The sequence below is a fragment of the Arthrobacter sp. NPDC058130 genome, assembly GCF_042884475.1.
Lineage (GTDB): Bacteria > Actinomycetota > Actinomycetes > Actinomycetales > Micrococcaceae > Arthrobacter.
In genome coordinates this window covers 1-22,569 of sequence record NZ_JBHVTV010000007.1, presented here as the reverse complement: position 1 = coordinate 22,569, position 22,569 = coordinate 1, and the positions used below count along the sequence as shown (strand labels likewise).

At 67.6% G+C, this 22,569-nt stretch carries 21 protein-coding genes; 10 read left to right on the top strand and 11 right to left on the bottom strand.

The window, feature by feature from the left end; translation table 11 throughout:
* Nucleotides 1–11 precede the first annotated feature (11 nt).
* From hisN to ACFVTM_RS13175, 4 genes are all read right to left on the bottom strand, one after another.
* The gene (hisN, locus tag ACFVTM_RS13190; protein ID WP_390203925.1) at nt 12–824 is read right to left on the bottom strand and encodes a histidinol-phosphatase; all 813 of its coding nucleotides are present in this window, start codon (nt 822–824) and stop codon (nt 12–14) included.
* A gap of 77 nt (nt 825–901) precedes the next feature.
* Nucleotides 902–2,017, bottom strand: coding sequence for a ribosome small subunit-dependent GTPase A (locus tag ACFVTM_RS13185; protein ID WP_390203924.1), 1,116 nt, complete (start codon nt 2,015–2,017; stop codon nt 902–904).
* Nucleotides 2,001–3,404, bottom strand: coding sequence for a 3-phosphoshikimate 1-carboxyvinyltransferase (gene aroA, locus ACFVTM_RS13180; RefSeq protein WP_390203923.1), 1,404 nt, complete (start codon nt 3,402–3,404; stop codon nt 2,001–2,003). The genes ACFVTM_RS13185 and aroA overlap by 17 nt, the downstream gene beginning before the upstream one ends.
* Before the next feature lie 7 nt (nt 3,405–3,411).
* Nucleotides 3,412–3,927, bottom strand: coding sequence for a DoxX family protein (locus ACFVTM_RS13175; protein ID WP_390203922.1), 516 nt, complete (start codon nt 3,925–3,927; stop codon nt 3,412–3,414).
* 249 nt (nt 3,928–4,176) lie between these two features.
* Between ACFVTM_RS13175 and ACFVTM_RS13170 the strand changes: the two genes are divergently transcribed.
* Nucleotides 4,177–4,914: a sigma-70 family RNA polymerase sigma factor gene (locus ACFVTM_RS13170; protein WP_390203921.1), complete on the top strand. Its 738-nt coding sequence runs from the start codon at nt 4,177–4,179 to the stop codon at nt 4,912–4,914.
* Complete coding sequence (gene rsrA, locus ACFVTM_RS13165) at nt 4,911–5,171, top strand: mycothiol system anti-sigma-R factor (protein ID WP_390203920.1); 261 nt, start codon at nt 4,911–4,913, stop codon at nt 5,169–5,171. Before ACFVTM_RS13170 ends, rsrA begins: the two co-directional genes overlap by 4 nt.
* An 89-nt stretch (nt 5,172–5,260) precedes the next feature.
* On the opposite strand, the gene ACFVTM_RS13160 is transcribed toward rsrA, so the two are convergent.
* From ACFVTM_RS13160 to ACFVTM_RS13140, 5 genes are all read right to left on the bottom strand, one after another.
* The gene (locus tag ACFVTM_RS13160) at nt 5,261–5,335 is read right to left on the bottom strand and encodes a 50S ribosomal protein bL37 (protein ID WP_369299106.1); all 75 of its coding nucleotides are present in this window, start codon (nt 5,333–5,335) and stop codon (nt 5,261–5,263) included.
* 116 nt (nt 5,336–5,451) lie between these two features.
* Complete coding sequence (locus ACFVTM_RS13155) at nt 5,452–6,087, bottom strand: PadR family transcriptional regulator (RefSeq protein WP_390203919.1); 636 nt, start codon at nt 6,085–6,087, stop codon at nt 5,452–5,454.
* Entirely contained in the window at nt 6,087–6,917 is an 831-nt protein-coding gene (locus ACFVTM_RS13150) for a DUF4097 domain-containing protein (protein ID WP_390203918.1), read from the bottom strand. Before ACFVTM_RS13150 ends, ACFVTM_RS13155 begins: the two co-directional genes overlap by 1 nt.
* Nucleotides 6,918–7,067: 150 nt before the next feature.
* The gene (locus ACFVTM_RS13145; protein ID WP_390203917.1) at nt 7,068–7,667 is read right to left on the bottom strand and encodes a GDSL-type esterase/lipase family protein; all 600 of its coding nucleotides are present in this window, start codon (nt 7,665–7,667) and stop codon (nt 7,068–7,070) included.
* A gap of 111 nt (nt 7,668–7,778) precedes the next feature.
* The gene (locus ACFVTM_RS13140; RefSeq protein ID WP_390203916.1) at nt 7,779–11,579 is read right to left on the bottom strand and encodes a multifunctional oxoglutarate decarboxylase/oxoglutarate dehydrogenase thiamine pyrophosphate-binding subunit/dihydrolipoyllysine-residue succinyltransferase subunit; all 3,801 of its coding nucleotides are present in this window, start codon (nt 11,577–11,579) and stop codon (nt 7,779–7,781) included.
* 307 nt (nt 11,580–11,886) lie between these two features.
* On the opposite strand from ACFVTM_RS13140, the gene ACFVTM_RS13135 reads away from it, so the two are divergent.
* The 6 genes from ACFVTM_RS13135 to ACFVTM_RS13110 all read left to right on the top strand — a co-directional run bounded on the left by ACFVTM_RS13135 (nt 11,887) and on the right by ACFVTM_RS13110 (nt 18,982).
* A complete protein-coding gene (locus tag ACFVTM_RS13135; protein WP_390203915.1) occupies nt 11,887–13,371 on the top strand; it encodes a GuaB1 family IMP dehydrogenase-related protein in 1,485 nt (494 codons plus the stop codon).
* A 333-nt stretch (nt 13,372–13,704) separates the two neighbouring features.
* Nucleotides 13,705–15,090: a hemolysin family protein gene (locus tag ACFVTM_RS13130; RefSeq protein ID WP_390203914.1), complete on the top strand. Its 1,386-nt coding sequence runs from the start codon at nt 13,705–13,707 to the stop codon at nt 15,088–15,090.
* Nucleotides 15,087–16,151 carry a hemolysin family protein gene (locus ACFVTM_RS13125; RefSeq protein WP_390203913.1) on the top strand — a complete coding sequence of 355 codons (1,065 nt, stop codon included), beginning with the start codon at nt 15,087–15,089 and terminating at the stop codon, nt 16,149–16,151. The genes ACFVTM_RS13130 and ACFVTM_RS13125 overlap by 4 nt, the downstream gene beginning before the upstream one ends.
* 130 nt (nt 16,152–16,281) lie before the next feature.
* Nucleotides 16,282–17,241 carry a metal ABC transporter solute-binding protein, Zn/Mn family gene (locus tag ACFVTM_RS13120; RefSeq protein ID WP_390203912.1) on the top strand — a complete coding sequence of 320 codons (960 nt, stop codon included), beginning with the start codon at nt 16,282–16,284 and terminating at the stop codon, nt 17,239–17,241.
* A gap of 49 nt (nt 17,242–17,290) precedes the next feature.
* On the top strand, nt 17,291–18,106 hold the full coding sequence (locus ACFVTM_RS13115) for a metal ABC transporter ATP-binding protein (protein ID WP_390203911.1): 816 nt from the start codon (nt 17,291–17,293) through the stop codon (nt 18,104–18,106).
* Nucleotides 18,107–18,982, top strand: a complete 876-nt coding sequence (locus tag ACFVTM_RS13110; RefSeq protein WP_390203910.1) for a metal ABC transporter permease — start codon at nt 18,107–18,109, stop codon at nt 18,980–18,982.
* A 42-nt stretch (nt 18,983–19,024) separates the two neighbouring features.
* Here the strand turns inward: ACFVTM_RS13110 and ACFVTM_RS13105 are convergent, their stop codons facing one another.
* A complete protein-coding gene (locus ACFVTM_RS13105; RefSeq protein ID WP_390203909.1) occupies nt 19,025–19,486 on the bottom strand; it encodes a Fur family transcriptional regulator in 462 nt (153 codons plus the stop codon).
* Nucleotides 19,487–19,621: 135 nt separating this feature from the next.
* Here ACFVTM_RS13105 and ACFVTM_RS13100 point away from each other — a divergent pair, with 135 nt between their 5' ends.
* Complete coding sequence (locus ACFVTM_RS13100) at nt 19,622–20,278, top strand: MBL fold metallo-hydrolase (protein ID WP_390203908.1); 657 nt, start codon at nt 19,622–19,624, stop codon at nt 20,276–20,278.
* Between the two features lie 63 nt (nt 20,279–20,341).
* On the opposite strand, the gene ACFVTM_RS13095 is transcribed toward ACFVTM_RS13100, so the two are convergent.
* Nucleotides 20,342–21,463: a PLP-dependent cysteine synthase family protein gene (locus ACFVTM_RS13095; RefSeq protein ID WP_390203907.1), complete on the bottom strand. Its 1,122-nt coding sequence runs from the start codon at nt 21,461–21,463 to the stop codon at nt 20,342–20,344.
* Nucleotides 21,464–21,510: 47 nt separating this feature from the next.
* On the opposite strand from ACFVTM_RS13095, the gene ACFVTM_RS13090 reads away from it, so the two are divergent.
* On the top strand, nt 21,511–22,383 hold the full coding sequence (locus ACFVTM_RS13090; RefSeq protein ID WP_390203906.1) for a sulfurtransferase: 873 nt from the start codon (nt 21,511–21,513) through the stop codon (nt 22,381–22,383).
* The last annotated feature ends 186 nt before the right edge of the window (nt 22,384–22,569 follow it).

Below are 22,569 nucleotides of genomic sequence, written 5' to 3'. Positions count from 1 at the left end.
TTGAGGGGAGCCTAGAGGAGGTCGTCGAGCCCGGGGTTGAGCCGCTTGAGCACTTCCGAGTGGAGGATCGAGTTGGTGGCCAGGGCGTTGCCGCCGAAGGGGCCGTCCTCGCCCTCGAGCGAGGTGAAGCGGCCGCCGGCCTCGGTCACGATCGGCACCAGCGCGGCCATGTCGTAGAGGTTCAGTTCGGGTTCGCAGGCGATGTCCACCGCGCCCTCGGCCACGAGGCAGTACGACCAGAAGTCGCCGTAGGCGCGGGTCCGCCACACTTCCTCGGTGAGGCCCAGGAACTCGTCCAGGTTTCCGCGTTGCTTCCAGCCGCCCAGGCTGGAGTAGGACAGCGAGGCGTCCTCGAGCCTGGACACGTTGGACACTTTCAGCCGTGTGGCGGCGGCAAGGGAGCGGCCCGTGTAGGCGCCGGCTCCCTTGGCGGCCCACCAGCGCTTGCCCAGTGCCGGTGCGCTGACGACGCCGACCACCGGCTCGCCCTCGTCGACGAGGGCGATCAGGGTGGCCCAGACCGGGACGCCGCGGACAAAGTTCTTGGTGCCGTCGATCGGGTCAATGATCCAGCGGCGGGAGCCGTGGCCCGAGCTGCCGAACTCTTCGCCCAGGACCGCGTCGCGCGGCCGGGACCGGGAGAGCTGGCCTCGGATGGCCTCTTCAGCAGACTTGTCGGCATCGGTGACGGGCGTCAGGTCCGGCTTCGTCTCGATCCGAAGGTCGAGCGCCTTGAAGCGGCTCATGGTCTGGGAGTCGACGGAATCTGCCAGTACATGGGCAAGGCGCAGGTCATCGTTGTAGCTCGAAGCGGATTGGCTCATGGTTCCAAACTACCGTCAAAGCGGCCCGCCCGCCGGGAGGCCGCGGCATTGCGCCGCCGGCCCGCAAGCCCGGCTGGCTAGGAGACGGTGCCCAGTTCCTTGGTTTCCTGCGCTTCCATGCGCGGGTCCGTGCCCAGCAGCCGGCGCAGGGAGGCGAGCCGGGCGGGGCCGGAGGGGCCCGCGTGCCCGGCCGCAACCCACGCGTCCACGCCGCAGTTGACGGCGGTGGCGTCGTGCTTGCAGCCGCGTTCGCAATCATCGGTGCCCGGTTCCAGGTCCGGAAAGGAATGCAGGATCCGGTCCGGGTCCACGTGGGCCAGCCCGAAGGACCGGATGCCGGGGGTGTCGATGATCCAGCTGCCGGCCGGGGCATCGTTGACCTTGAGCGCCAGCGCGGAGGAGGACGTGTGGCGGCCGCGGCCGGTGACCGCGTTGACGCCTCCCGTGGCCCGTTCGGCCCCGGTCAGGGCGTTCACCATGGTGGACTTGCCGACGCCGGAATGGCCCAGCATCACGGTGACCTTGCCGTCGAGGTAGCCGCGCAGCTGGGACACCGCGTCCTTGTCCAGCCGCGCGGAGAGCCCGTCGTCGGAGCGGGCGTCGATGCCGGACGCGGCGGAGTCCGCCGTCTTGGAGATGATGACCGGGAAGTCGAGGTGCTGGTAGTTGGACAGCAGCTCCGCGGGATCCTTGACGTCTGCCTTGGTGACGAGCAGCAGCGGCTCAATGCCGGCGTCGTACGCGGCCACCAGCGCGCGGTCGATGAAACCGGTCCGGGGCTCCGGATTGGCGGCGGCAACCACCACCACGAGCTGGTCGGCGTTGGCCACCACGGCGCGTTCGATCGGATCGGTGTCGTCGGCGCTGCGGCGCAGCAGGGTCTTTCGGTCCTGGATCTTGACCAGCCGCGCCAGGGTGTCGGGCTCGCCGGTGACGTCCCCCACCAGGGAGACGAAGTCGCCGGCAACCACCGGATTGCGGCGCAGCTCCCGGGCGCGCGCCGCGATGATCTTGCGTTCGCCGGGGGTCCCTTCGCCGACGACGGCGGTGTAGCGTCCGCGGTCAACGGTAATGATGCGTCCGGTGACGGCGTCGTCGTGGCTGGGCCGGTCCTTGGTGCGGGGCCGGGTGCCCTTCTTGTTCGGGCGGATCCGGACGTCGGACTCGTCCCAGGAATCAGTGCTGCGTGCCACCGGGGGTGTCCTCATCTGCGGCGCGTCCCTGTGCCAGCATGGCTTCCCAGAGCTGCGGGAAGTCGGGCATGGTCTTGGCCGTGGTCGCGATGTCCTCGACCTCCACTCCGGACACGGCAAGGCCGAGGATGGCGCCGGCGGTGGCCATGCGGTGGTCCGCGTAGCTGTGCACCACGCCGCCGTGCAGCGTGGCCGGGCGGATGATGAGTCCGTCGGCGGTCTCTTCGGCGTCGCCGCCGAGGCGCGTGATTTCGGCGACGAGGGCGGCGAGCCGGTCCGTTTCGTGTCCCCGGAGGTGGGCGATGCCGGTCAGCCGCGAGGGGCCCGCGGCCAGGGCGCAGAGCGCCGCCACGGTGGGGGCGAGCTCGCTGGTCTCATCGAAGTCCCCGCCCTTGATCTCCGGCCCGCCGGTGACGGTCAGGGTGCCGCCGTCCACGGTCACGATCGCGCCCATGGCGGTCAGGATGCCGCGCCAGAGGTCACCGACCTGGGTGGTTTCCGCGGGCCAGTTCGGGATCCGCACGGTGCCGCGGGTGGCGAGCGCCGCGGCGAGGAACGGTCCGGCGTTGGAGAGGTCCTGCTCGATCCGCTGGTCGAAGGCGCGGATCGGGCCGGGGGAGACAACCCAGTGGTTCGGCACCGAGTCATCGACCGCCACGCCCACGCCGCGCAGCACGGCCACGGTCATGTTGATGTGGTCCAGGCTCGGCACGGGCTTTCCGACGTGCTCCAGGTGGAGCCCCTCGGTGAAGCGTGCCCCGGCCAGCAGCAGGGCCGAGACGAACTGGGACGATGCGCTGGCGTCGATGACGAGGTGTCCGCCGCGCACTTCGCCCGTGCCGTGGACAGTGAAAGGCAACGACGACGCCGGACCGCCGTCGGGCGCGCTCACCGCCACGCCCAATCCGGTCAGGGCCTCGATGATGGTGCCCATCGGCCGTTTGCGGGCGTGCGGGTCGCCGTCGAAGCGGGACTCTCCACGGCGCAGCGCCGCCACCGGAGGCACAAAGCGCATGACTGTGCCGGCCAGGCCGCAGTCGATCGCCGTGTCCGCCGCCGCGGCGTCCAGGCTGATCGGACTGATTTCCAGGTCGGGGCCGAAGGCGCCGTCGCCGGGAACTTCCGTGACGGTGGCCCCCAGTTGCCGCAGGGCCTCAATCATCAGGGCCGAATCCCGGGAGTGCAGGGGAGCGCGCAGGCGGGACGGTCCGTCCGCGAGGGCTGCGAGTACGAGGTACCGGTTGGTCAGGGACTTCGAACCCGGAACGGTGACGGTGGCATCGACCGGCCGTGCGGCGAAGGGCGCGGGCCAGTGCGGGCCGGCGTCGGCAGCATGGCGGCCGGCAGAGTGGGAAGGGGCAGCTGCGGAGGGGGTGGTGCCAGTCATTACCGTCTTAGGCTCCGGCTGTGTGGTCTACGGCCTTGCGGAAGACTTTGTCGGCCTTTTTCAGCTGCTTGTTGGTGGTCTTCCGGGCGTCCGCGGCCAGGTGTCCGGCGCGCCAGGCCAGGCTGGGCTTGCCGGCGGTATCGACCGCGGCGAGGAGGACGCCGCCGGTGAGGGAGACGTTTTTCAGGAGCTGTTTGCGCCGGGCGTCGCGGGCTTCCTTGGAGGTGATGTCCGCGCTGCGCCATTCCACGTAGGTGTTCAGGACGGAAATGACGGCGAGCACCGTCGCTGCCAGCCGGGCGGACTTGCCGAGGGCGAAGCAGACGCCGGCGCCCACCTGGGTGCCGCCGATCACGCGTGCCAGCACCTTCTCGTTGGGCTGGAACGGCAGGGAGTCGGCCACGCGGCGCACCAGAGGGGACAACTGTGCGGCGGTGTCGTCCGCGTTCTTGAGCTTGACCATGCCGGCGAGCACGAAACTGGAGGCAAGCATGGGCCGGGCGAGAAAGCGGACAAACGACATGAATTTTCCTCCTGGATGGACGAACCGCGGCTTCACTGCGGGAGAACCGGTTCTAGTCTTGCACTTTTGCGGAATATTTGCCCGCAGCGCGTGGTTGTGAAAGGCAGATCCCGGCAGGCTCAGGAAGGCGGACATTTGACGCGCGTGTTGGACAGAGCGGAACTGGAAGCCGGTTCCGGACAAACGTGGACCCTGGCGCTTCCGGCAGTTCCGGGTGCCCGGCGGAAGGTAACAGTAGACTTGAACGCAATGAGCACCATGGACCCGGCCGTTGCGGCCATGCACGAGGTTGCCGGAAACGACGCCACGCCCACGAAAAGTACTGCCGCCTTGGAAACCGAGGTAGACGGAAAGCCCCTGGACGTCTCCACCGAGTCCGCGGAGGAGCGCCGCGTGCGTTTTGAGCGTGACGCCATGCAGTATGTGGACCAGTTGTATTCGGCGGCCATGAGGATGGCGCGGAATCCCTCCGATGCCGAGGACCTGGTCCAGGAGGCGTACACCAAGGCGTTTTCCGCGTTCCACCAGTACAAGCCCGGAACCAATCTGAAGGCCTGGCTGTACCGCATCCTCACCAACACGTACATCAACCTGTACCGGAAGCGCCAGCGCGAGCCGCTGCAGTCGAATTCGGACACCATCGAGGACTGGCAGCTTGCCCGCGCCGAGTCGCATACGTCCTCCGGGCTGCGGTCGGCGGAGGCCGAGGCACTCGACCACCTGCCCGATTCCGACGTGAAGCGCGCACTCCAGTCGATTCCCGAGGAGTTCCGGCTGGCCGTGTACTTCGCCGACGTCGAGGGATTCGCGTACAAGGAAATTTCAGACATCATGAACACCCCCATCGGGACCGTCATGTCCCGGCTGCACCGCGGCCGGAAGATGCTGCGCGACATGCTTGCGGACTATGCCGCCGAGCGGGGATTCAGGGCCGCCACCGAGTCAGGCGCCGCGGCCGACAGCAACCAACAGGAGAACAGGAAATGAGCGACTGCCAGGGACTGGGCGATTGCGACGACGCCCGGATGCAACGTATCTACGAATATCTGGATGGCGCACTCACGCATGAGGACATCGCAGAGATCAAGAACCACCTGGACAGTTGCCCGGAGTGCCTGGAGCAGTACGACCTCGAATGCGTCATCCGCGTGATGGTCAAGCGTTCGTGCACCGAAGCGGCTCCGGAGAACCTCAAGAACTCCATCCTGGACCGGATTCACTCAATCCGGACCGTGGAAGCCTGAACCCTGCTCCCAGCTCTGCATAAGCGAAAGACCCCGGAACCGTGAGGTTCCGGGGTCTTTCGCTCAAAGCATTCAATCCTAGCCGTGGCTTAGGTGTTGGGGCGCTTACCGTGGTTCGCGCCGCCACGCTTACGGTCACGACGTTTACGTGCACGTTTGCTCATAGCTGGCCTCCTTAATCTTGGTACTCAAAAGAGCTGCCCTCAAGTCTCCCACATCACGGCACCTGCCGCGAACCGGGGGCTCCGTGCTACGAGCCGCGGCTGGATTGCCCCGGAGGTCAGCCATTGAGTGAATTGCGGATCGAGATCCGGGCCTGGTCCAGCACCGTTCTGACGGTTTCGAGAGTGACGGCCGAGACGGGGCGGCTCCCGGCGTGCCGCCGCAGCTCCACCCGCATGTCGTCGCGGAAGGCCTGCACCAGCATTTCTGCCTCCTTCAGCCGCCGTTCGCCCTCCGGGGAGTACCAAGGGCTGCCGGCACCGCCGGCAGAACCGGTCCCGCTGGCAGAACCAGCCCGCGCCGAGGTCCGCGCCGCCTCCGCCGTCGCCGCGAGGTCGGCCCGGAGGCCGCGCATGTTGACGCGGATGTCCTGGCGCAGGTTGTCGGCGAGCCGGCGCACCGAGGCCGAAATGTCGTTCTCGACGCCGGCCAGTTCGTCCCGCCGGCTGTTCAGTTCCAGGAGCCCCGCCGCGGTGATGCTGTAGTTGGTCCGGCGGCCCTCCGTGTGGGTGGCCACGAGCCCTTCCTCCTCGAGCTTGCCCAGCCGCGGGTAGATGGTTCCGGCGCTGGGGGAGTAGGTGCCGCCGAAACGTTCGCTGAGGGCCTTGATGAGCTCATAGCCGTGTTTGGGGCCCGATTCGAGCAGGGCGAGCAGGTACAGGCGCAGCGCCCCGTGGGCGAAGACAGGGGGCATCAGCCGGCCGTTTCGGTGTCCGCGGTGGGCTCGCCGTGGAAGATCGATGTTTTTCCCGAGACCGAGTTGGTCCGGACCAGCATCAGCTTGGTGTCCGGTCCCGCGATGGTCTGCACCGTGCCGCCGGACTGGTGGGCGTACTTTTGGTCGTCGATGACCACCGCGCCGCTGGCGGACTTGGCGATGATGTCCACCCCGACGTCGTGCGGAAGCCGGATGGTGACATCACCGGAGACCGAATTGGCACCAAAATCCTGGGTGAAGCCGTGCAGGTCGAAGTTCAGGTCGCCGCTGACGGTGTTCGCGCGGATATGGCTGAATTCGCCCGAGGCCGTGACCTCGCCGGAGACGCTCTTGGCGGTCAGGACGCCGCGGTGGTTGCGGGCGATCACCTCTCCGCTGACCGTTTTCACGGACAGGTCCCCGGATGTGCCGTCGGCGAGCACGGACCCGGAGACGGTGTTGAGCCGGGCGTGGCCGCTGGTCCCGGAGACCATGCCGTCGCCGCTCACCGTTCCGGCCTCCACTTCGACGCCGGCCGGCAGGGCGATGCTGATGACCACCGAATTGCTGCTGCTGTTGTTGACGGTGTCCATCAGGTTCTTGAACCAGCCCTGCGGCCCGTGCAGCTGGTGGCGGACTTCCAGGCGGCCGTTGATGACGGAAACCGACAGCGGGTCGCCGTGGATTTCAGACACCTCGACCCGGGCCACGTCCTCGTCATGGGTGACGATGTCGAAGCGGCCGCGGACAATGCCGAGCTTGAGGGAGCGGACGTCGTCGACGTCGATGGTCTGCGGGCCGGTCACGGTCCACGAGTTCTCTGACATGGTTCCTCCGGAAAGGCGAAAGGTGGCTGGGACTAACGATATATCGCGACTATGAAGTCACGATATATCGCGCCTGCTTGCCGGGTCAAGATATATCGCGAAAATCCGTGTTGGGTGGAACCCGCACGTGGCCTGCTGCGGGTGGCCGGGCTATTCCGGCGCCTCCAGGCCCAGCCATTGGAACCAGCCGCGGTGCAGCACGAGCCACGCCATCAGGCCATACCCGGCCTGGCCGGGCGTGCCGCCGTTGGCCGCGAGGTCCTGGCGCCATTGCTCGTGGTTCAGCAGCGGCGAGAACGTGTCGACGTACAGATGCTTGCGGCGCGTCGTGACATCGGCGAACGCGGTGTTGAGCTCGCCGAGCCTGCGGTTCTGCGCGGGGTCGAGCGTGGGCGGCGGGCCCACGACGAAGACCTCGATCTTGTTCTGGGAAGCGGAGTCCAGGATGTTGGCGAGGTTCAGGCGGCTGCGGGCCGTGGACAGGCCGAACTCGATGTCGCGTCCGGACAGGCCGATCACCAGGCGGTTTTCGTGGTTGTTGCCGAAGCGGCGGCCCGCTTCCTCGAGCCAGCGCGCGGCGATGCCCTCGGTGCCCTCTTCCGGGCACGGCAGGGAGTAGCACTCCAGGGCCATGCCGTCCTGCGGTGTGCGGGCCAGGACCCGGCCCCACCAGCCCAAGGCGCGCGGATCACCGAGCCCGGCCAACAGCTCGTCCCCAACGGCTGCGATCCGCAGCTTCCGATCTTCCACGACTACCTCTTCACTTCAACGCTGTCCATCAAGCTGACCACTAATAGTCCATTAAACAGAACTGCCCGGCCGGAGTGTTGTGTTTCAGTCTCCGGCCGGGCAGTAATGACGCTATTTACGTGCGAATGCCTGCTTGAGCAGGGCGTCCTGTTCTGCCGCGTGGCGCTTCATCGACCCTGCCGCGGTGGAGGCCGAGGCGGGGCGCGAGATGAGGCGGATCCGGCGGTCCAGGGCGTCGGGCAGGTTCAGGCCGATGAACGGCCACGGACCCTGGTTGGCCGGCTCGTCCTGCGCCCAGACCACTTCGGCGTTCGGGTACTTGGCCAGCTCGGCAGCGATTTCGGCGGCCGGCAGCGGGTAAAGCTGCTCGACGCGCACGATCGCCGTGGTCGTGTTCTCGGTCTTCTGCCGGGTGGACAGCAGATCGTAGTACAGGCGGCCGGAGACCAGCAGCACGCGTTCGACGGCGTCGGCCTGCAGCTGGGCGTGATCCGGGATGACCGGGCGGAACGAGCCGGTGGTGAAGTCCTCCACGGAGGACGCCGCGGCCTTCAGGCGCAGCAGCTGCTTCGGCGTGAAGATGATCAGCGGCTTGCGCGGCTTGCTGTAGGCCTGCCGGCGCAGCAGGTGGAAGTGCGAGGCCGACGTCGTGGGGTTGGCCACGATCATGTTCTCCTCAGCGCACATCTGCAGGAAGCGCTCGATGCGGGCGGAGGAGTGGTCCGGTCCCTGGCCCTCGTAGCCGTGGGGCAGCATGAGGACCAGCGAGGACCGCTGTCCCCACTTCTGCTCGGCGGAGGAGATGAACTCATCGATGATGGTCTGCCCACCGTTGACGAAGTCACCGAACTGCGCTTCCCAGAGCACCAGGGCGTCCGGGCGCTCCACGGAGTACCCGTATTCGAAGCCCATGGCGGCGTATTCGGAGAGCAGGGAGTCGTAGATCCACAGCTTGGCCTGGTTGTCCGACAGGTGGGACAGGGGCAGCCATTCGTCGCCGTTGGCGCGGTCGTGGAAGACGGCGTGACGCTGCACGAAGGTGCCGCGGCGCGAGTCCTGGCCGGCGAGCCGGACGGGGACGCCTTCCATGATGAGCGAGCCGAACGCGGCAAGCTCGCCGAAGCCCCAGTCGATGCCGCCTTCACGGGACATCGCTTCACGCTTCTCGAGCAGCTGCTTGAGTTTGGCGTGGACGGTGAAGCCCTCGGGGATTTCGGTGTGGGCCTTGCCGATGCGGGCCAGCACGTCCGCGGAGATCGCGGTGGAGGCCGGGGCGTTGACGCCGGAATCCGACTGCTGGGCCATGGGGCGTTCCAGATCGGAGACCGCTGCGGAATCGGCCGTGATGATCGGGATCGGGGACGTCTGGGCGGCGTGGGTTTCGGCGAAGACGCGCTCCAGGCGTTCCTGGTAGTCGCGCAGCAGCTGCTCGGCTTCTTCCTCGGTGATGTCACCGCGGCCGATCAGCGATTCGGTGTACAGCTTGCGGACGGAGCGCTTGGCTTCGATCAGGTTGTACATCAGCGGCTGGGTCATCGAGGGGTCGTCGCCCTCGTTGTGGCCGCGGCGGCGGTAGCACACCATGTCGATGACAACATCCTTGTGGAACCGCTGGCGGAACTCGTAGGCAAGCTGCCCGATGCGGACCACTGCTTCCGGGTCGTCGCCGTTCACGTGGAACACCGGTGCCTGGATCATCTTCGCGACGTCCGTGGAGTACGTGGAGGAACGCGAGGACGACGGTGCGGTGGTGAAGCCGACCTGGTTGTTGACCACGATGTGGATGGTTCCGCCGGTGCGGTAGCCGCGCAGCTGGGACAGGTTGAGCGTTTCGGCCACAACGCCCTGGCCGGCGAAGGCGGCGTCGCCGTGCACCATGATCGGCAGCACGGGGAAGGCCTCGCCCTGGTCCAGGCGGTCCTGCTTGGCGCGGACGATGCCTTCGAGGACGGGGTCGACCGCCTCTAGGTGAGACGGGTTCGCGGCGAGGTAGACCTTGGTCTCCTTGCCGTTGTCCGAGGTGAAGGTGCCCTCGGTGCCGAGGTGGTACTTCACGTCGCCGGAGCCCTGGACCGAACGGGGGTCCTGGGTGCCTTCGAATTCGCGGAAGACCTGGGCGTAGGTCTTGCCCGCGATGTTGGTGAGCACGTTAAGCCGGCCGCGGTGGGCCATGCCAATCGCCACTTCGTCGAGTTCGTCGTCGGCGGCGTCGGAGATGATGGCGTCCAGCAGCGGAATCAGGGACTCGCCGCCTTCTAGCGAGAAGCGCTTCTGGCCGACGAACTTGGTCTGCAGGAAGGTCTCAAAGGCCTCGGCGGCGTTGAGCTTGGAGACGATGCGCAGCTGTTCGTCGCGGCTCGGCTTCGAGTACGCGTGCTCCAGCTGGTCCTGGAACCACTTGCGCTCGGCAGGGTCCTGGATGTGCATGTATTCGATGCCGGCGGTGCGGCAGTAGGCGTCGCGGAGGACGCCGAGGATGTCGCGGAACTTCAGCATCGGCTTGCCGCCGAAGCCGCCGGTGGGCCACTCGCGGTCCAGGTCCCACAGGGTCAGGCCGTAGGTCAGGACGTCGAGGTCCGGGTGCTTGCGTTGGACGTACTCCAGCGGATCGGTGTCCGCCATGAGGTGGCCGCGCACGCGGTAGGCGTGGATCAGCTGCTGGATCCGGGCGACCTTGTTGATCTCGTCGGCCGGGTCCACCTGCAGGTCCGGGCTCCAGCGCACCGGCTCGTAGGGGATGCGCAGGGCCTCGAAGATCTCGTCGTAGAAGTTCTGGGCGCCCAGAAGGAGCTGGTGCACGAGCTTGAGGAACTCGCCGCTGCCGGCACCCTGGATGACGCGGTGGTCATAGGTGGAGGTCAGCGTGAGAACCTTGCTGATCGCGTTCTGCGCGATGATCTTCTCGCTGGCTCCCTGGAACTCGGCCGGGTAGTCCAGCGCGCCGACGCCGATGATGGCGGCCTGGCCCTTGGACAGGCGGGGCACCGAGTGGACGGTGCCGATGCCGCCGGGGTTGGTCAGGGACACGGTGGTGCCGGAGTGGTCGTCCGCGGTCAGCTTGCCGTTGCGGGCGCGCTTGATCAGGTCCTCGTACGTGTGCCAGAACTCGGCGAAATTGAGGGTCTCCGCCTTCTTGATGTTCGGGACCATGAGCAGGCGGGTGCCGTCAGGCTTGGGCATGTCGATCGCGATGCCGAAGTTCACGTGCGCCGGCTGGACGGCCACGGGCTTGCCGTCGATCTCGTCGTAGTAGACGTTCATCGACGGGAACTGGGACAGGGCCCGGATCACGGCGTAGCCGATCAGGTGCGTGAAGGAGACCTTGCCGCCGCGGGCGCGGGCCAGGTTGGAGTTGATGACCACGCGGTTGTCGATGAGCAGCTTTGCCGGGATGGCGCGGACGCTCGTGGCGGTCGGAACTTCCAGGCTGGTGACCATGTTCGACGCGATGGCCTTGGCCGGGCCGCGAAGGACAGAGACGACGTCCTCCTCCGGTGCCGTGGGGGCCTTGACGTTCTTGGGCAGCTGCGCCGGGATCGGCGCGGTGCCGGGGCCGGCGTCGGGGGTCCTTGCGCCGTCCCGGGCGGCGGTGGCCGGGGCTCGCTTGGCGGCGGGAGCCGGAGCGGCGGGTGCAGCCGCGGCGGCAGTTGGGGCGGCCGGTGCCGGTGCTGCCGGCGGTGCGGCGACCGGCGCTACAACGGGAAGTTCGCGGGTCGCAGGATGCACAGCTGTCGCGGTGCCGGACGTTCCGTTGGCGGAAGAGGCGTCACTGGCTTCGAAGGATTCGAACAGCGGCCACCACTTGGCGTCAACCGTGTTCTTGTCCTGCTGGTAACGCTCGTACAGTTCGTCAACGAGCCACTCGTTTCCGCCAAATTCCTCTGGTAGACGGTGGCTTGGCTGCTCTGGCACTTGAAATACGCCTCTTCCATGAGTTTGATTCCCTCTGGCTTCCACGGTGCCTCGGCACAACGATTGAGCCAGTCTCTGCGTCCAGTGAAACCCAGACCCATGCCAGTCTAGTGAGGATTCTTGCCAAACCGCCAATAAGCGTGACCCAAATCATGATCTGCTCCATCAGCCTCTGAAATACGGTCCGGAATCGGTCCGGAATCGGCCCGGATGACGTGCCGGCGGGGGCCGGGACCCGCCCTAGAATCAAAGGAGAACCCGCATGGCGCCCGGCGCGCCAGCCCAGGGTGCCAGCGAAGGAGCAACCGTGCGTTTCCTGAATGAGCCCACCACCGACCTGACGTACTCCGACCTGTTCCTGGTGCCGTCCCGCTCGGATGTCACCTCGCGCCTGGACGTCGATCTCACGGCCGACGACGGGACCGGCTCGGCGATTCCCCTGGTGGCGGCGAACATGACGGCGGTGACGGGGAAGCGGATGGCCGAGACCATGGCCCGCCGCGGCGGCCTGGGGGTCCTGCCGCAGGACGTCCCGCTCGATGTCATCCGGGACGTCACGGCCTGGATCAAGGGACGCCACCCGGTCCTGGAAACTCCGGTCACGCTCGCGCCCACAGACACCGTCATTGATGCCGTCCACCTGATGGGCAAGCGGCCGCACGGGGCCGTCGTGGTGGTGGATGAGTCCGGCGCCGTCACCGGTGTGGTCCGGGCCGCGGACTGTGAGGGCCAGGATCGGTTCGCGTCCCTGGCCTCGGTGGTCCGCCACCAGCCGCTGGTGCTGGACGGCTTGCTCGGGCCCGGGTTTCCCGGGGGCGGATCGGCCGCTGACGCTGCGGATGCCGCGCGGGTCCTCCGCCGTGCCTTTGAAGCGATGGACGCTGCCGGGACTGACTACGCGCCGGTGCAGCAGGACGGCGTCCTGGCCGGTGTGCTCACCCGCAAGGGCGCCCTGCGCTCCACGCTCTACCGGCCGTCCCTGGACGAAGACGGCAGGCTCAAGGTGGCTGCCGCCGTCGGAATCAACGGTGACGTGGCCGGGCGGGCGGCCGAATTGCTGGCCGCCGGCGTGAACGTGCTGGTCCTCGATACCGCACACGGCCACCAGCAGAAGATGTTCGACGCCCTGGCCGCCGTGAAGGGACTCAACCCCGGCGTCCCGGTGGTCGCCGGCAACGTGGTTACCGGCGAGGCCACCCGTGAGCTCATCGAAGCGGGGGCGGACATCGTCAAGGTCGGCGTGGGTCCGGGCGCCATGTGCACCACGCGCATGATGACCGCCGTGGGCCGCCCGCAGTTCAGCGCCGTCCTGGAATGCTCCGCCGCTGCGCGCGAAGCCGGCGGCCGGGTGTGGGCCGACGGCGGGGTCCGTTACCCGCGCGATGTCGCCCTGGCCCTGGCCGCCGGAGCCAGCCAGGTCATGATCGGCTCCTGGTTTGCCGGCACGCATGAAAGCCCCGGGGACCTTCAGCTCGACGCGGCCGGCCGGCAGTACAAGGAAAGCTTCGGCATGGCGTCCGCCCGGGCGGTCCAAAACCGGAACCAGCGCGAGGGCGCCTTTGAGAAGGACCGCAAGGCCCTGTTCGAGGAGGGCATCTCGACGTCCCGCATGTATGTGGATGCGGCGCGGCCCGGCGTCGAGGACCTGCTGGACATGATCACAGCCGGACTGCGCAGTTCCATGAGCTACGCCGGCGCTGCCGACCTCGCCGCCTTCCGGGAACGTGCCGTGGCCGGCATCCAGTCCGCGGCTGGGTATGAGGAAGGCCGGCCCGTCCCGCAGAGCTGGTGATTCCGGCGCGGCCTGTGACGTCGCAGGTCGGGGGCCGGCGGCGGCTGCTCCTGTAGACTGAAATCCTTATGGACAGTAAATCTAGGTGCCGGCCTGGGGGCTGTCAGCGGAGAACGGAAACCGTTACCGCGCAGTCCACCCGCAGAGCCGGCAAACCCCGTTCACGCGCCCATCATTCTCCGGCTGTACGCCACTCCGGAGCCTTCCAGGAAACAGGGTCGGCCGCCGCCGACCATCCTCCGCCAGGCGGACCCTTCCACCACCCACGGCCCCTGCGACGGCCGTTCATTAGCGCAGCCACCGGCGCCGCTGCCGCGGAAGCAGGCCGCTGACATGGAATGGCTACTCCTCGCAGCAGGCCTCCTGCTCATCCTCGGCACCGGGTTCTTTGTCGCCGTGGAATTTTCCCTGGTCGCCTTGGACCAGACCACCGTGCAACGCGCCGTCGACAGTGGCGACACCGCCGCCGAGCCCCTGCTCAAATGCCTCAAGTCACTCTCCACGCAACTCTCCAGCTGCCAGCTGGGCATCACCATGACCACGCTGCTGACCGGTTATGTCATGGAACCGTCCGTCGGCAAGCTGCTCGAAGGTCCCCTCACCGCGCTCGGCGTCCCGCCCGCGGCGGCTACCTCCCTGTCCCTGGTCCTCGCAATGGCGCTGGCCACCCTGCTCTCCATGCTGATCGGCGAGCTGGTGCCCAAGAACATGGCAATCGCGCTGTCCTTCCCGGTCGGCAAGGCCGTTGCCCGGCCGCAGCTGGTGTTCACCGCCATCTTCAAACCCGCCATCGTGGTGCTGAACGGTTTCTCCAACAAGGTCCTCAACGTCTTTGGCCTGGAGGCCAAGGAGGAAATCTCCGGCGCCCGCACCCCGGCCGAACTGGCCTCGCTGGTGCGCCGCTCCGCGGCCATGGGCACCCTCGATGCCGGAACGGCCAACTTCATCGCCCGGACCCTGAAATTCTCCGGACGGACCGCCGCGGACGTCATGACCCCCCGCATCCGGGTGGAGACCATCGACGCCGACCAGCCGGTCTCGGAAATCGTCGAGGCCGCCAAACGCACCGGATACTCCCGATTCCCCGTGATCGGCGAGTCCTCCGATGACATCCGCGGCGTGGTGCATATCAAGAAGGCCATCGCCGTGCCCGCGGACCGCCGCGCCAAGCTGCAGGCAGGAGCCATCATGACCGAAGTGCTCCGTGTCCCCGAAACCATCCACCTGGACGCCCTCCTCGCGGAACTGCGCGAAGGCAACCTGCAGCTGGCGGTGGTCCTGGACGAGTACGGCGGAACGGCCGGCGTCACCACACTGGAGGACCTCGTGGAGGAAATCGTGGGGGAAGTGGCCGATGAACACGACAAGGTCCGCCCCGGCCTGCTGCAGAGCGCCTCGGGGGACTGGTACTTCCCCGGCCTGCTCCGGCCCGATGAACTCTCCGAACAGATCCCGGGCCTGACCGTGCCCGACGAGGCTGCCTACGAAACGGTGGGAGGCTACGTCATGAGCCAGCTCGGCCGCATCGCGGCAGTCGGCGACACGGTCGACGTCGTCGGCGGGACACTCAGCGTGACCCGCATGGACGGCCGCCGGATTGACCGGATCTGTTTCCGGCCCGCCCGGGAACCCGGCGACAGCCAATCTGACAGCCAGCCCGACGCGCAATCCGGCAGCCAGCCCGGCAAGCAGTCCGGCAGTACGGCAGGTGCCGCATGAGCGACTGGGCCGGAATCCTGTGGCTTGCCTTCCTGCTGGTGGGCAACGCCTTCTTCGTGGCTGCCGAATTCGCCGTCATGTCCGCGCGCCGCAGCCAGATCGAACCGTTGGCCGAGGCCGGCTCCAAGCGCGCTCAGACAACGCTGCGGGCGATGGAAAACGTTTCGCTCATGCTCGCGTGCGCCCAGCTTGGCATCACCGTCTGCTCGCTGCTGATCCTGCTGGTGGCCGAACCCGCGATCCACCACCTCCTGGCCGTACCGCTGGAGGCGCTGGGCGTCCCGGTGGGGGCGGCCGACATTGTTGCCTTCGCCGTTGCCCTGCTGGTGGTGACCTTCCTGCACGTCACGTTCGGCGAAATGGTGCCCAAGAACATCTCCGTGTCGGTTGCCGACAAGGCCGCGCTGCTGCTGGCGCCGCCGCTGATGTTCATCGCACGCATGGTCAAGCCCTTCATCGTGGCCCTTAACTGGTCCGCGAACCACATCCTGAGGCTCATGCGGATTGAGCCTAAGGATGAGGTGACGTCCTCCTTCACCCTTGAAGAGGTTCAGTCGATCGTGCAGGAGTCCACCCGCCACGGACTCGTGGACGACGACGCCGGGCTAATTACCGGAGCGCTGGAGTTCTCCGAACACACGGCGTCGCACGTGATGGTTCCGCTGGGGAAGCTCGTCATGCTCAAGGCGGCCACCACGCCGGCGGAATTCGAAAAAGCGGTCAGCCGGACCGGGTTCTCGCGCTTCCCCATGCTCGATGACGACGGCATGCTGGCCGGCTATCTCCACATCAAGGACGTGCTGTCCATTCCGGATGCCGGGTACCACCAGCCGATTGCGGAAAGCCGCATCCGGTCGCTGGCGAACCTGGCCATGGACGACGAAATCGAGAAGGCCATGTCCGTCATGCAGCGCACGGGCTCGCACCTGGCCCGCGTGATCGGGCCCGACGGGCTGACCCAAGGGGTGCTGTTCCTGGAAGACGTGATCGAGCAGCTCGTCGGCGAAATCCGCGACGCCACGCAGGCCACGGGCTACCGCAGGCTGGGCCAAGACCAGTAAGGGACAGCCCAGTAACGGACAGGTGCCATACGGCCGCCGAGTATCCCTAAATAGGAATGATTCCTATTTATGGATACACTCGGGCTGTTGCTATTGCTCCTGATTCTCAATAACAGATCCGAGGTTTCCCGTGCGTCGTCCCGCTGCCCGAGCCATGCTGGCTGGTTTTGCCGGCTTAGGCCTCCTGCTCACCGCGTGCAGTCCGACGTCGGGCAGCTCGCGGGGGACCGCCGGCGACGGCGTCATCGACGTCGTGGCCTCCACCAGCGTGTACGGCGACATCGTCTCGCGCATCGGCGGCGACAAGGTCCGGGTCAGCTCGATCATCAACCGCACCAGCCAGGACCCGCACTCCTACGAGGCCACCACCCAGGACAAACTGGCGGTCTCCAAGGCGGAGCTCGTGGTGGAGAACGGCGGGGGATACGACGCCTTCATCGACTCCCTCGCCGCCGACACCGGGCTGGACCACGGCAACATCATCAACGCCGTGGACGTCTCCGGCTTTGCCACCGAAAGCCCGGCACCGGCGACCACTGATTCCGCCGGCCACACCCACGAGCACGCCGGGCTGAACGAGCACGTCTGGTACAGCCTGCCGGCCATGTCCCGCCTCGCGGACGCCGTCGCCGACAAGCTGGGCTCGCTGGAACCTGGCTCGGCGCAGACGTTCCGGACCAATGCGGCGGCCTTCAAGGACTCGCTCGGCGGCATGGAAACCAAGCTCGCCGCCATCAAGGCCTCGGCGGGCCATGCGCCGGTTGCCGTCACCGAACCCGTGCCGCTGTACCTGCTCGAGGACGCGGGGCTAGAGAACCAGACCCCGGAGGAGTACACGGCAGCGATCGAGGAAGACGCCGACGTCCCGCCCGCCGTACTCAAGGCCGCCGTCGACCTCGTGGCATCCAAGGGCGTGAAGCTGCTGGCCTACAATACCCAGACGGAGGGGCCCCAGACTGTGACGCTGAAAAAGGCCGCCGAGACCGCCGGAATCCCGGTAGTGAACTTCAGCGAGACCCTTCCGGACGGCCAGTCCTACCTGCAGTGGATGACCGGGAACGTCGAGAGCATCGAGAAGGCCCTAGGATGATCGGAACAGCGGCAGCAGCAGTCTCCGCGGAAAATCGAGGAAACCCCATTTGACACCGGTAGTGAGCCTGCGTGGCGCCTCCCTGGCGTTCGGCCAACGGACTCTCTGGGAGGGCCTGGACCTGGACATCAATCCGGGTGAATTCTTTGCCGTGCTCGGTCCCAACGGCAGCGGCAAGACCACCTTCCTGAAGGTCCTGCTGGGGCTGCAGGACCTGAGCACGGGAACGGCCGTGCTCGGCGGCCGTCCCGTTGAACGGGGAAGCCGCCGGATCGGCTACGTGCCCCAGCAGAAGTCATTCGACCCGGACACGCCCCTGCGCGCCCGCGACCTCGTGGCCCTCGGGGTCGACGGCCACCGCTGGGGCATCCGTCTGGGCGGCGCAAAAGTGAACCGGAAGGTCGACGAACTCCTGGACCTCGTGGGCGCCGCCGACTACGCCAAGGTGCCGGTGGGGCAGCTCTCCGGCGGTGAGCAGCAGCGCCTGCGCGTGGCCCAGGCCCTCGCCACGGATCCCAATGTGCTCCTGTGCGACGAGCCGCTGCTGTCCCTTGACCTTCAGCACCAGCAGGCCGTCAGTGCCCTGATCAACAAGCAATGCCGTGAGTCGGACAGCGCCGTGGTGTTCGTGACGCACGAGATCAACCCGATCATGGACTACGTGGACCGGGTCCTGTACCTGGCCGGCGGCCGGTTCCGGGTAGGCACGCCAGAGGAGGTCATGACCACCGAGGTCCTCTCCGATTTGTACGGCAGCCACGTTGAAGTCATCCAGGCCAACGGCCGGTTGATTGTCGTGGGCCTGCCGGATGCCGCGACGCACCACCACGAGGACGCGCATTGTGTCGCGGGCGAGGTGGGCTAGGTGGATCTGGGCAACCTGCTGCATTCAATCTTCAATTTCGAAAACTACGGCGAGCTGCTGGTCCTGGTGCAGAACTCGATCTGGGCCGGCGCCGTCCTGGGGCTGCTGGGCGGACTCATGGGCACCTTCGTGATGAAACGGGACCTGGCGTTTGCGGTCCACGGAATCTCCGAACTCTCCTTCGCCGGGGCAGCCTTCGCGCTGCTGATCGGCGCCAACATCATCCTGGGCTCGCTGGCAGGATCGGTCCTGGCGGCCGTGGTGCTGGGGGTGATGGGCGTCCGCGCACGGGACAAGAACTCGATCATCGGCGTCATCATGCCCTTCGGGCTGGGCCTGGGCATCCTCTTCCTGTCCCTGTACGAGGGCCGGGCGGCCAACAAGTTCGGCCTGCTCACCGGGCAGATCGTGTCGGTCGGAACGGTCCAGCTGCAGGTCCTGGCGTTCGCCGCCGTCGTGGTGATGCTGGCGCTGGTCGCCATCTGGCGGCCGCTGACCTTTGCCAGCGTTGACGCGGACGTCGCCACCGCCCGCGGCGTGCCCGTGCGCGCCCTGGCTCTGGGTTTCATGGTGCTGCTGGGCATCAGTGTGGCGCTGTCCATCCAGATTGTGGGCGCCCTGTTGGTGCTGGCCCTGCTGATCACCCCGGCGGCGGCGGCCATGCGCGTCACGTCCTCGCCCCGGCTGGTGGTCACGCTGAGCATCCTCTTCGCCATGACGGCGACCGTGGGCGGCATCCTGCTGGCCCTCGGCGGCCGGCTGCCGATCAGCCCCTATGTGACCACGCTGTCATTCCTCATCTACGTGGCCTGCCGCTTGATTGGCAACGGCCGGGCCAAGCGGGGGCTCAACGGCAGGGTGTTGCGGAGCGCCTAAGGCTTCCGTGGATGGCGCGCGCCGGGTGGACGCCGCGGCGGGCTACTGGCCGGCTTGCAGGGCCGTGCATTCGGGGCACAGCCCGAAGATTTCCACGGTGTGCTCCACTGCGGTGAAGCCGTGCTCCTTGGCGATCCGTGCCGCCCAGGCTTCGACGGCCGGGGCTTCGACCTCCACGGCCTTGCCGCAGTTGCGGCACAGCAGGTGATGGTGGTGACCCGTGACGGCGCACCGCCGGTACACCGCTTCGCCGTCCGCGTTGCGCAGGACATCCACCAAGCCGTCGTCGGCGAGGGACTGCAGGATCCGATACGACGTGGCCAAGGACACCGCCGTGCCGCGCTCCTGGAGGATGCGGTGCAGTTCCTGGGTGCTGACGAAGTCCGCTAGATCGTCCAGGGCGGCACTGACGGCGAGGCGCTGTTTGGTGACGCGCTGTTCCTTGCCCTGCACAGGTGCCGGGGCCGGAACCCGGCTGCTGCCGGCGGTGGCGCCTTGGGACATCGTGGAACTCGCTTCGTCAAAGTGTTCGCGGGTGGAACTAGCTGCGGGGTGGTGGCAATGTCCAAGATTACCAGCGTCGAAGATTGGCAGCTGCGCTCCGTGGACACTGTGACGGCGGGTGCCTAGGCTGGCCGGATGAAGCTGACCAAATTCACGCATGCCTGTGTCCGCCTCGAGCAGGATGGCCGGGTGCTCGTGTTTGACCCGGGGACTTTTTCGGAGACGGACCAGGCTCTGGCTGGAGCACATGCCGTGCTCATCACGCACGAGCACGCGGACCATGTGGACGTGGACGCCGTCGCCGCCGCATTGCAGTCCAACACAGCCCTGGAACTGTTCGCCCCGGAGGGGGTGGCCGCGGCGCTCCGTGGGAAGGCGCCCGACGCCGGGAGCCGCATCCATGCGGCGGCCGCGGGTGAGGAATTCGAGGCCTCGGGGTTCGCGGTCAGGACGTTCGGCGGTCAGCACGCGCTCATCCATCCGCAGATCCCCGTCGTGGCCAACATCGGCTACCTCGTGGATGCCAACGTCTACCACCCGGGGGACTCCTTCGCGATTCCCGACGGCGTCGACGTGAAGACGCTGCTGGTGCCCATCCACGCCCCCTGGAACAAGGTGGGCGAAGTGGTGGACTTTGTGATCGGCGTCCGCGCACCCCAGGCCTTCCCGATCCATGACGCGCTCCTGAACGACATGGGCCGCGGCCTCATTGAAGGGCATGTGACCCGGATCGGCGCCAAATACGGCACCGAGTACCGGCACCTCTCCAGCGGCGACTCAGTGGAGGTCTAGTCTGCGCGGGGGCGCTTCGCCGGCGCGCCTACCCGGGGCGCCTAGGCGGGGGCGCCCCGGCGCCTACGACGGCCAGACGCCCGTCCGGAAGAACTCGCGGAGCACAGCTTCGTGGGGTTCGGGGTCCAGACCTTGGGCGTCCAGCCACGCCGGGTTGTAGTAGTTCCCGGCGTAGCGGTCTCCGGCGTCGCACATCAGCGTGACAATGCTGCCACGCCGGCCCTCGGCGATCATCCCCGCGATCAGCTGCCACACGCCCCAGAGGTTGGTGCCTGTCGACGGGCCGGCGTGCAGCCCGGCATGTTGCCTCAGGTGCCGCATGGCCGCCACTGATGCGGCATCGGGAACCTGGATCATGTGGTCGATCACGGCGGGCACAAAGCTCGGCTCCATCCGCGGCCGGCCGATGCCCTCGATGCGCGACGGCAATGCCGCGGGCGTCGCGGCAGTAGCTGTCCCGCCTGCGGCGGGGATCCCGCCGTCGAACCGGCTGTCCCGCCAGCCCGGATAAAACGCGGAGTTTTCCGGATCCACGACGGCGAGCCTCGTCTCGTGGCGGTGATACCGCAGGTACCGGCCGATTGTGGCGCTGGTCCCGCCCGTCCCGGCCCCGACCACCACCCAGCGGGGGACCGGGTGCTCTTCCAAGGCCAACTGGCCGAAGATTGACTCGGCGATGTTGTTGTTGCCGCGCCAGTCCGTGGCGCGTTCGGCGTACGTGAACTGGTCCATGTAGTGCCCACCGGTGCTGCTGGCCAGATCCGCGGCGGCCTCGTAGACCTCGGAGGCGTGGTCCACCAGATAGCACGAGCCGCCGAACTGCTCGATCAGGGCGATCTTCTCGCGGCTGGTGGTCCGGGTCATCACGGCGATGAAGGGCAGGCCGAGCAGCTGCGCAAAGTAGGCCTCGGAGACGGCGGTGCTGCCGCTGGACGCCTCAACGATCGTGGTGCCCTCCCGGATCCAGCCATTGACGAGGCCGAAAAGGAACAGCGAACGCGCCAGCCGGTGCTTGAGGCTGCCCGTGCGGTGGGTGGATTCGTCCTTCAGGTACAGCTGCACGCCCCAGTGCTCGGGGAGCGGCACCGAATACAGGTGCGTGTCGGCAGAGCGGTTGTTTTCGGCGTTGATCCGGCGGACGGCCTCGTCGGCCCAGGCCCGGTCCTGCTGGTGCACGGTGTTCACCGCTACAGCCTACCGGGGCGGCGGGACGCCGAAGATAGAGTGGGCGGATGGACACCCTTCTCACTGCTACTGCCCTCAAGGACCGACTGGACGGCGCCCACCAAACTGGCCAGCGAACCGTGCTCCTCGATGTGCGCTGGGCGCTGGGCGACCCCCACGGCCACGACCACTACCTGCGCGAGCACATTCCCGGGGCCGTCTTTGTCAATCTGGCCACCGAACTCGCAGGGCCGGCCGAACCACGACGCGGACGGCATCCGCTGCCGCCGCTGGAGCAGTTCCAGGAGTCCGCGCGCCGCTGGGGCATCAACGACGGCGACGCGGTCGTAGCGTACGACGACAGCGGCAACATGGCCGCCGCCCGGCTGTGGTGGATGCTGCGCAACGCCGGCTTCTCCGAGGTTTACCTGCTCGACGGCGGCCTGGCCGCCTGGCGGGCCGCGGGGTTCGAAGTGGCGGCGGGATCTGAACAGCCAGCGCCCGGGAACGTCGCCCTGTCCGAGGGCCACATGGCAGCGATCGACGCCGGACAAGCCGCTACCTGGGGACAGCAGGGGCTGCTGTTCGACGCCCGGGCGGCCGAGCGGTACCGCGGGGAAATCGAACCCGTGGATCCCCGCGCGGGGCATATTCCGGGGGCTGTGAGTGCCCCGACCACCGGGAACCTGGAGACCGACGGCCGCTTTCTTGGCCCTGACGAGCTGCGTGCTCGCTTCGAGCGTCTCGGCTACCGGGCCGGCGTCCCCACTGCCGTGTACTGCGGGTCCGGGGTGACCGCCGCCCACGAAATCGCTGCCCTCGAGATCGCCGGCTTTTCCGCTGCCCTGTACCCGGGCTCGTTTTCGGAATGGTGCCACAGTGCCTCCAACGATGTGGTCACCGGGCCGGAACCGTACGGCGGGGACACGGTTTCCGACTAGTCTCCTTACGCTGGCCGCTGGCCGCTGGCCGCTGGCTGACGGGCACGGGCGGAGCGCGGAGCCGCACGCTTGCCCGTGCGCGGCCAGCAGCCTGATTCCTAGGCGGCGGGTGCTGCTGTGAGTCTTCCGCGGTGGAGTGTTTTGGCGTGGTGGCGGAGCTGGCGCCGTTGGCGGGATCCTGGCTGG

Bases quoted from the DNA above. Each gene is read 5' to 3' on its own strand.
- hisN (WP_390203925.1), bottom strand. From the start codon at position 824: ATGAGCCAATCCGCTTCGAGCTACAACGATGACCTGCGCCTTGCCCAT.
- ACFVTM_RS13105 (WP_390203909.1), bottom strand. From the start codon at position 19,486: ATGTCCCAAGGCGCCACCGCCGGCAGCAGCCGGGTTCCGGCCCCGGCA.
- ACFVTM_RS13125 (WP_390203913.1), top strand. From the start codon at position 15,087: ATGAGCGACTGGGCCGGAATCCTGTGGCTTGCCTTCCTGCTGGTGGGC.
- ACFVTM_RS13155 (WP_390203919.1), bottom strand. From the start codon at position 6,087: ATGCCCCCTGTCTTCGCCCACGGGGCGCTGCGCCTGTACCTGCTCGCC.
- aroA (WP_390203923.1), bottom strand. From the start codon at position 3,404: ATGACTGGCACCACCCCCTCCGCAGCTGCCCCTTCCCACTCTGCCGGC.
- ACFVTM_RS13100 (WP_390203908.1), top strand. From the start codon at position 19,622: ATGAAGCTGACCAAATTCACGCATGCCTGTGTCCGCCTCGAGCAGGAT.
- ACFVTM_RS13175 (WP_390203922.1), bottom strand. From the start codon at position 3,927: ATGTCGTTTGTCCGCTTTCTCGCCCGGCCCATGCTTGCCTCCAGTTTC.
- ACFVTM_RS13150 (WP_390203918.1), bottom strand. From the start codon at position 6,917: ATGTCAGAGAACTCGTGGACCGTGACCGGCCCGCAGACCATCGACGTC.
- rsrA (WP_390203920.1), top strand. From the start codon at position 4,911: ATGAGCGACTGCCAGGGACTGGGCGATTGCGACGACGCCCGGATGCAA.
- ACFVTM_RS13130 (WP_390203914.1), top strand. From the start codon at position 13,705: ATGGAATGGCTACTCCTCGCAGCAGGCCTCCTGCTCATCCTCGGCACC.
- ACFVTM_RS13090 (WP_390203906.1), top strand. From the start codon at position 21,511: ATGGACACCCTTCTCACTGCTACTGCCCTCAAGGACCGACTGGACGGC.
- ACFVTM_RS13170 (WP_390203921.1), top strand. From the start codon at position 4,177: ATGAGCACCATGGACCCGGCCGTTGCGGCCATGCACGAGGTTGCCGGA.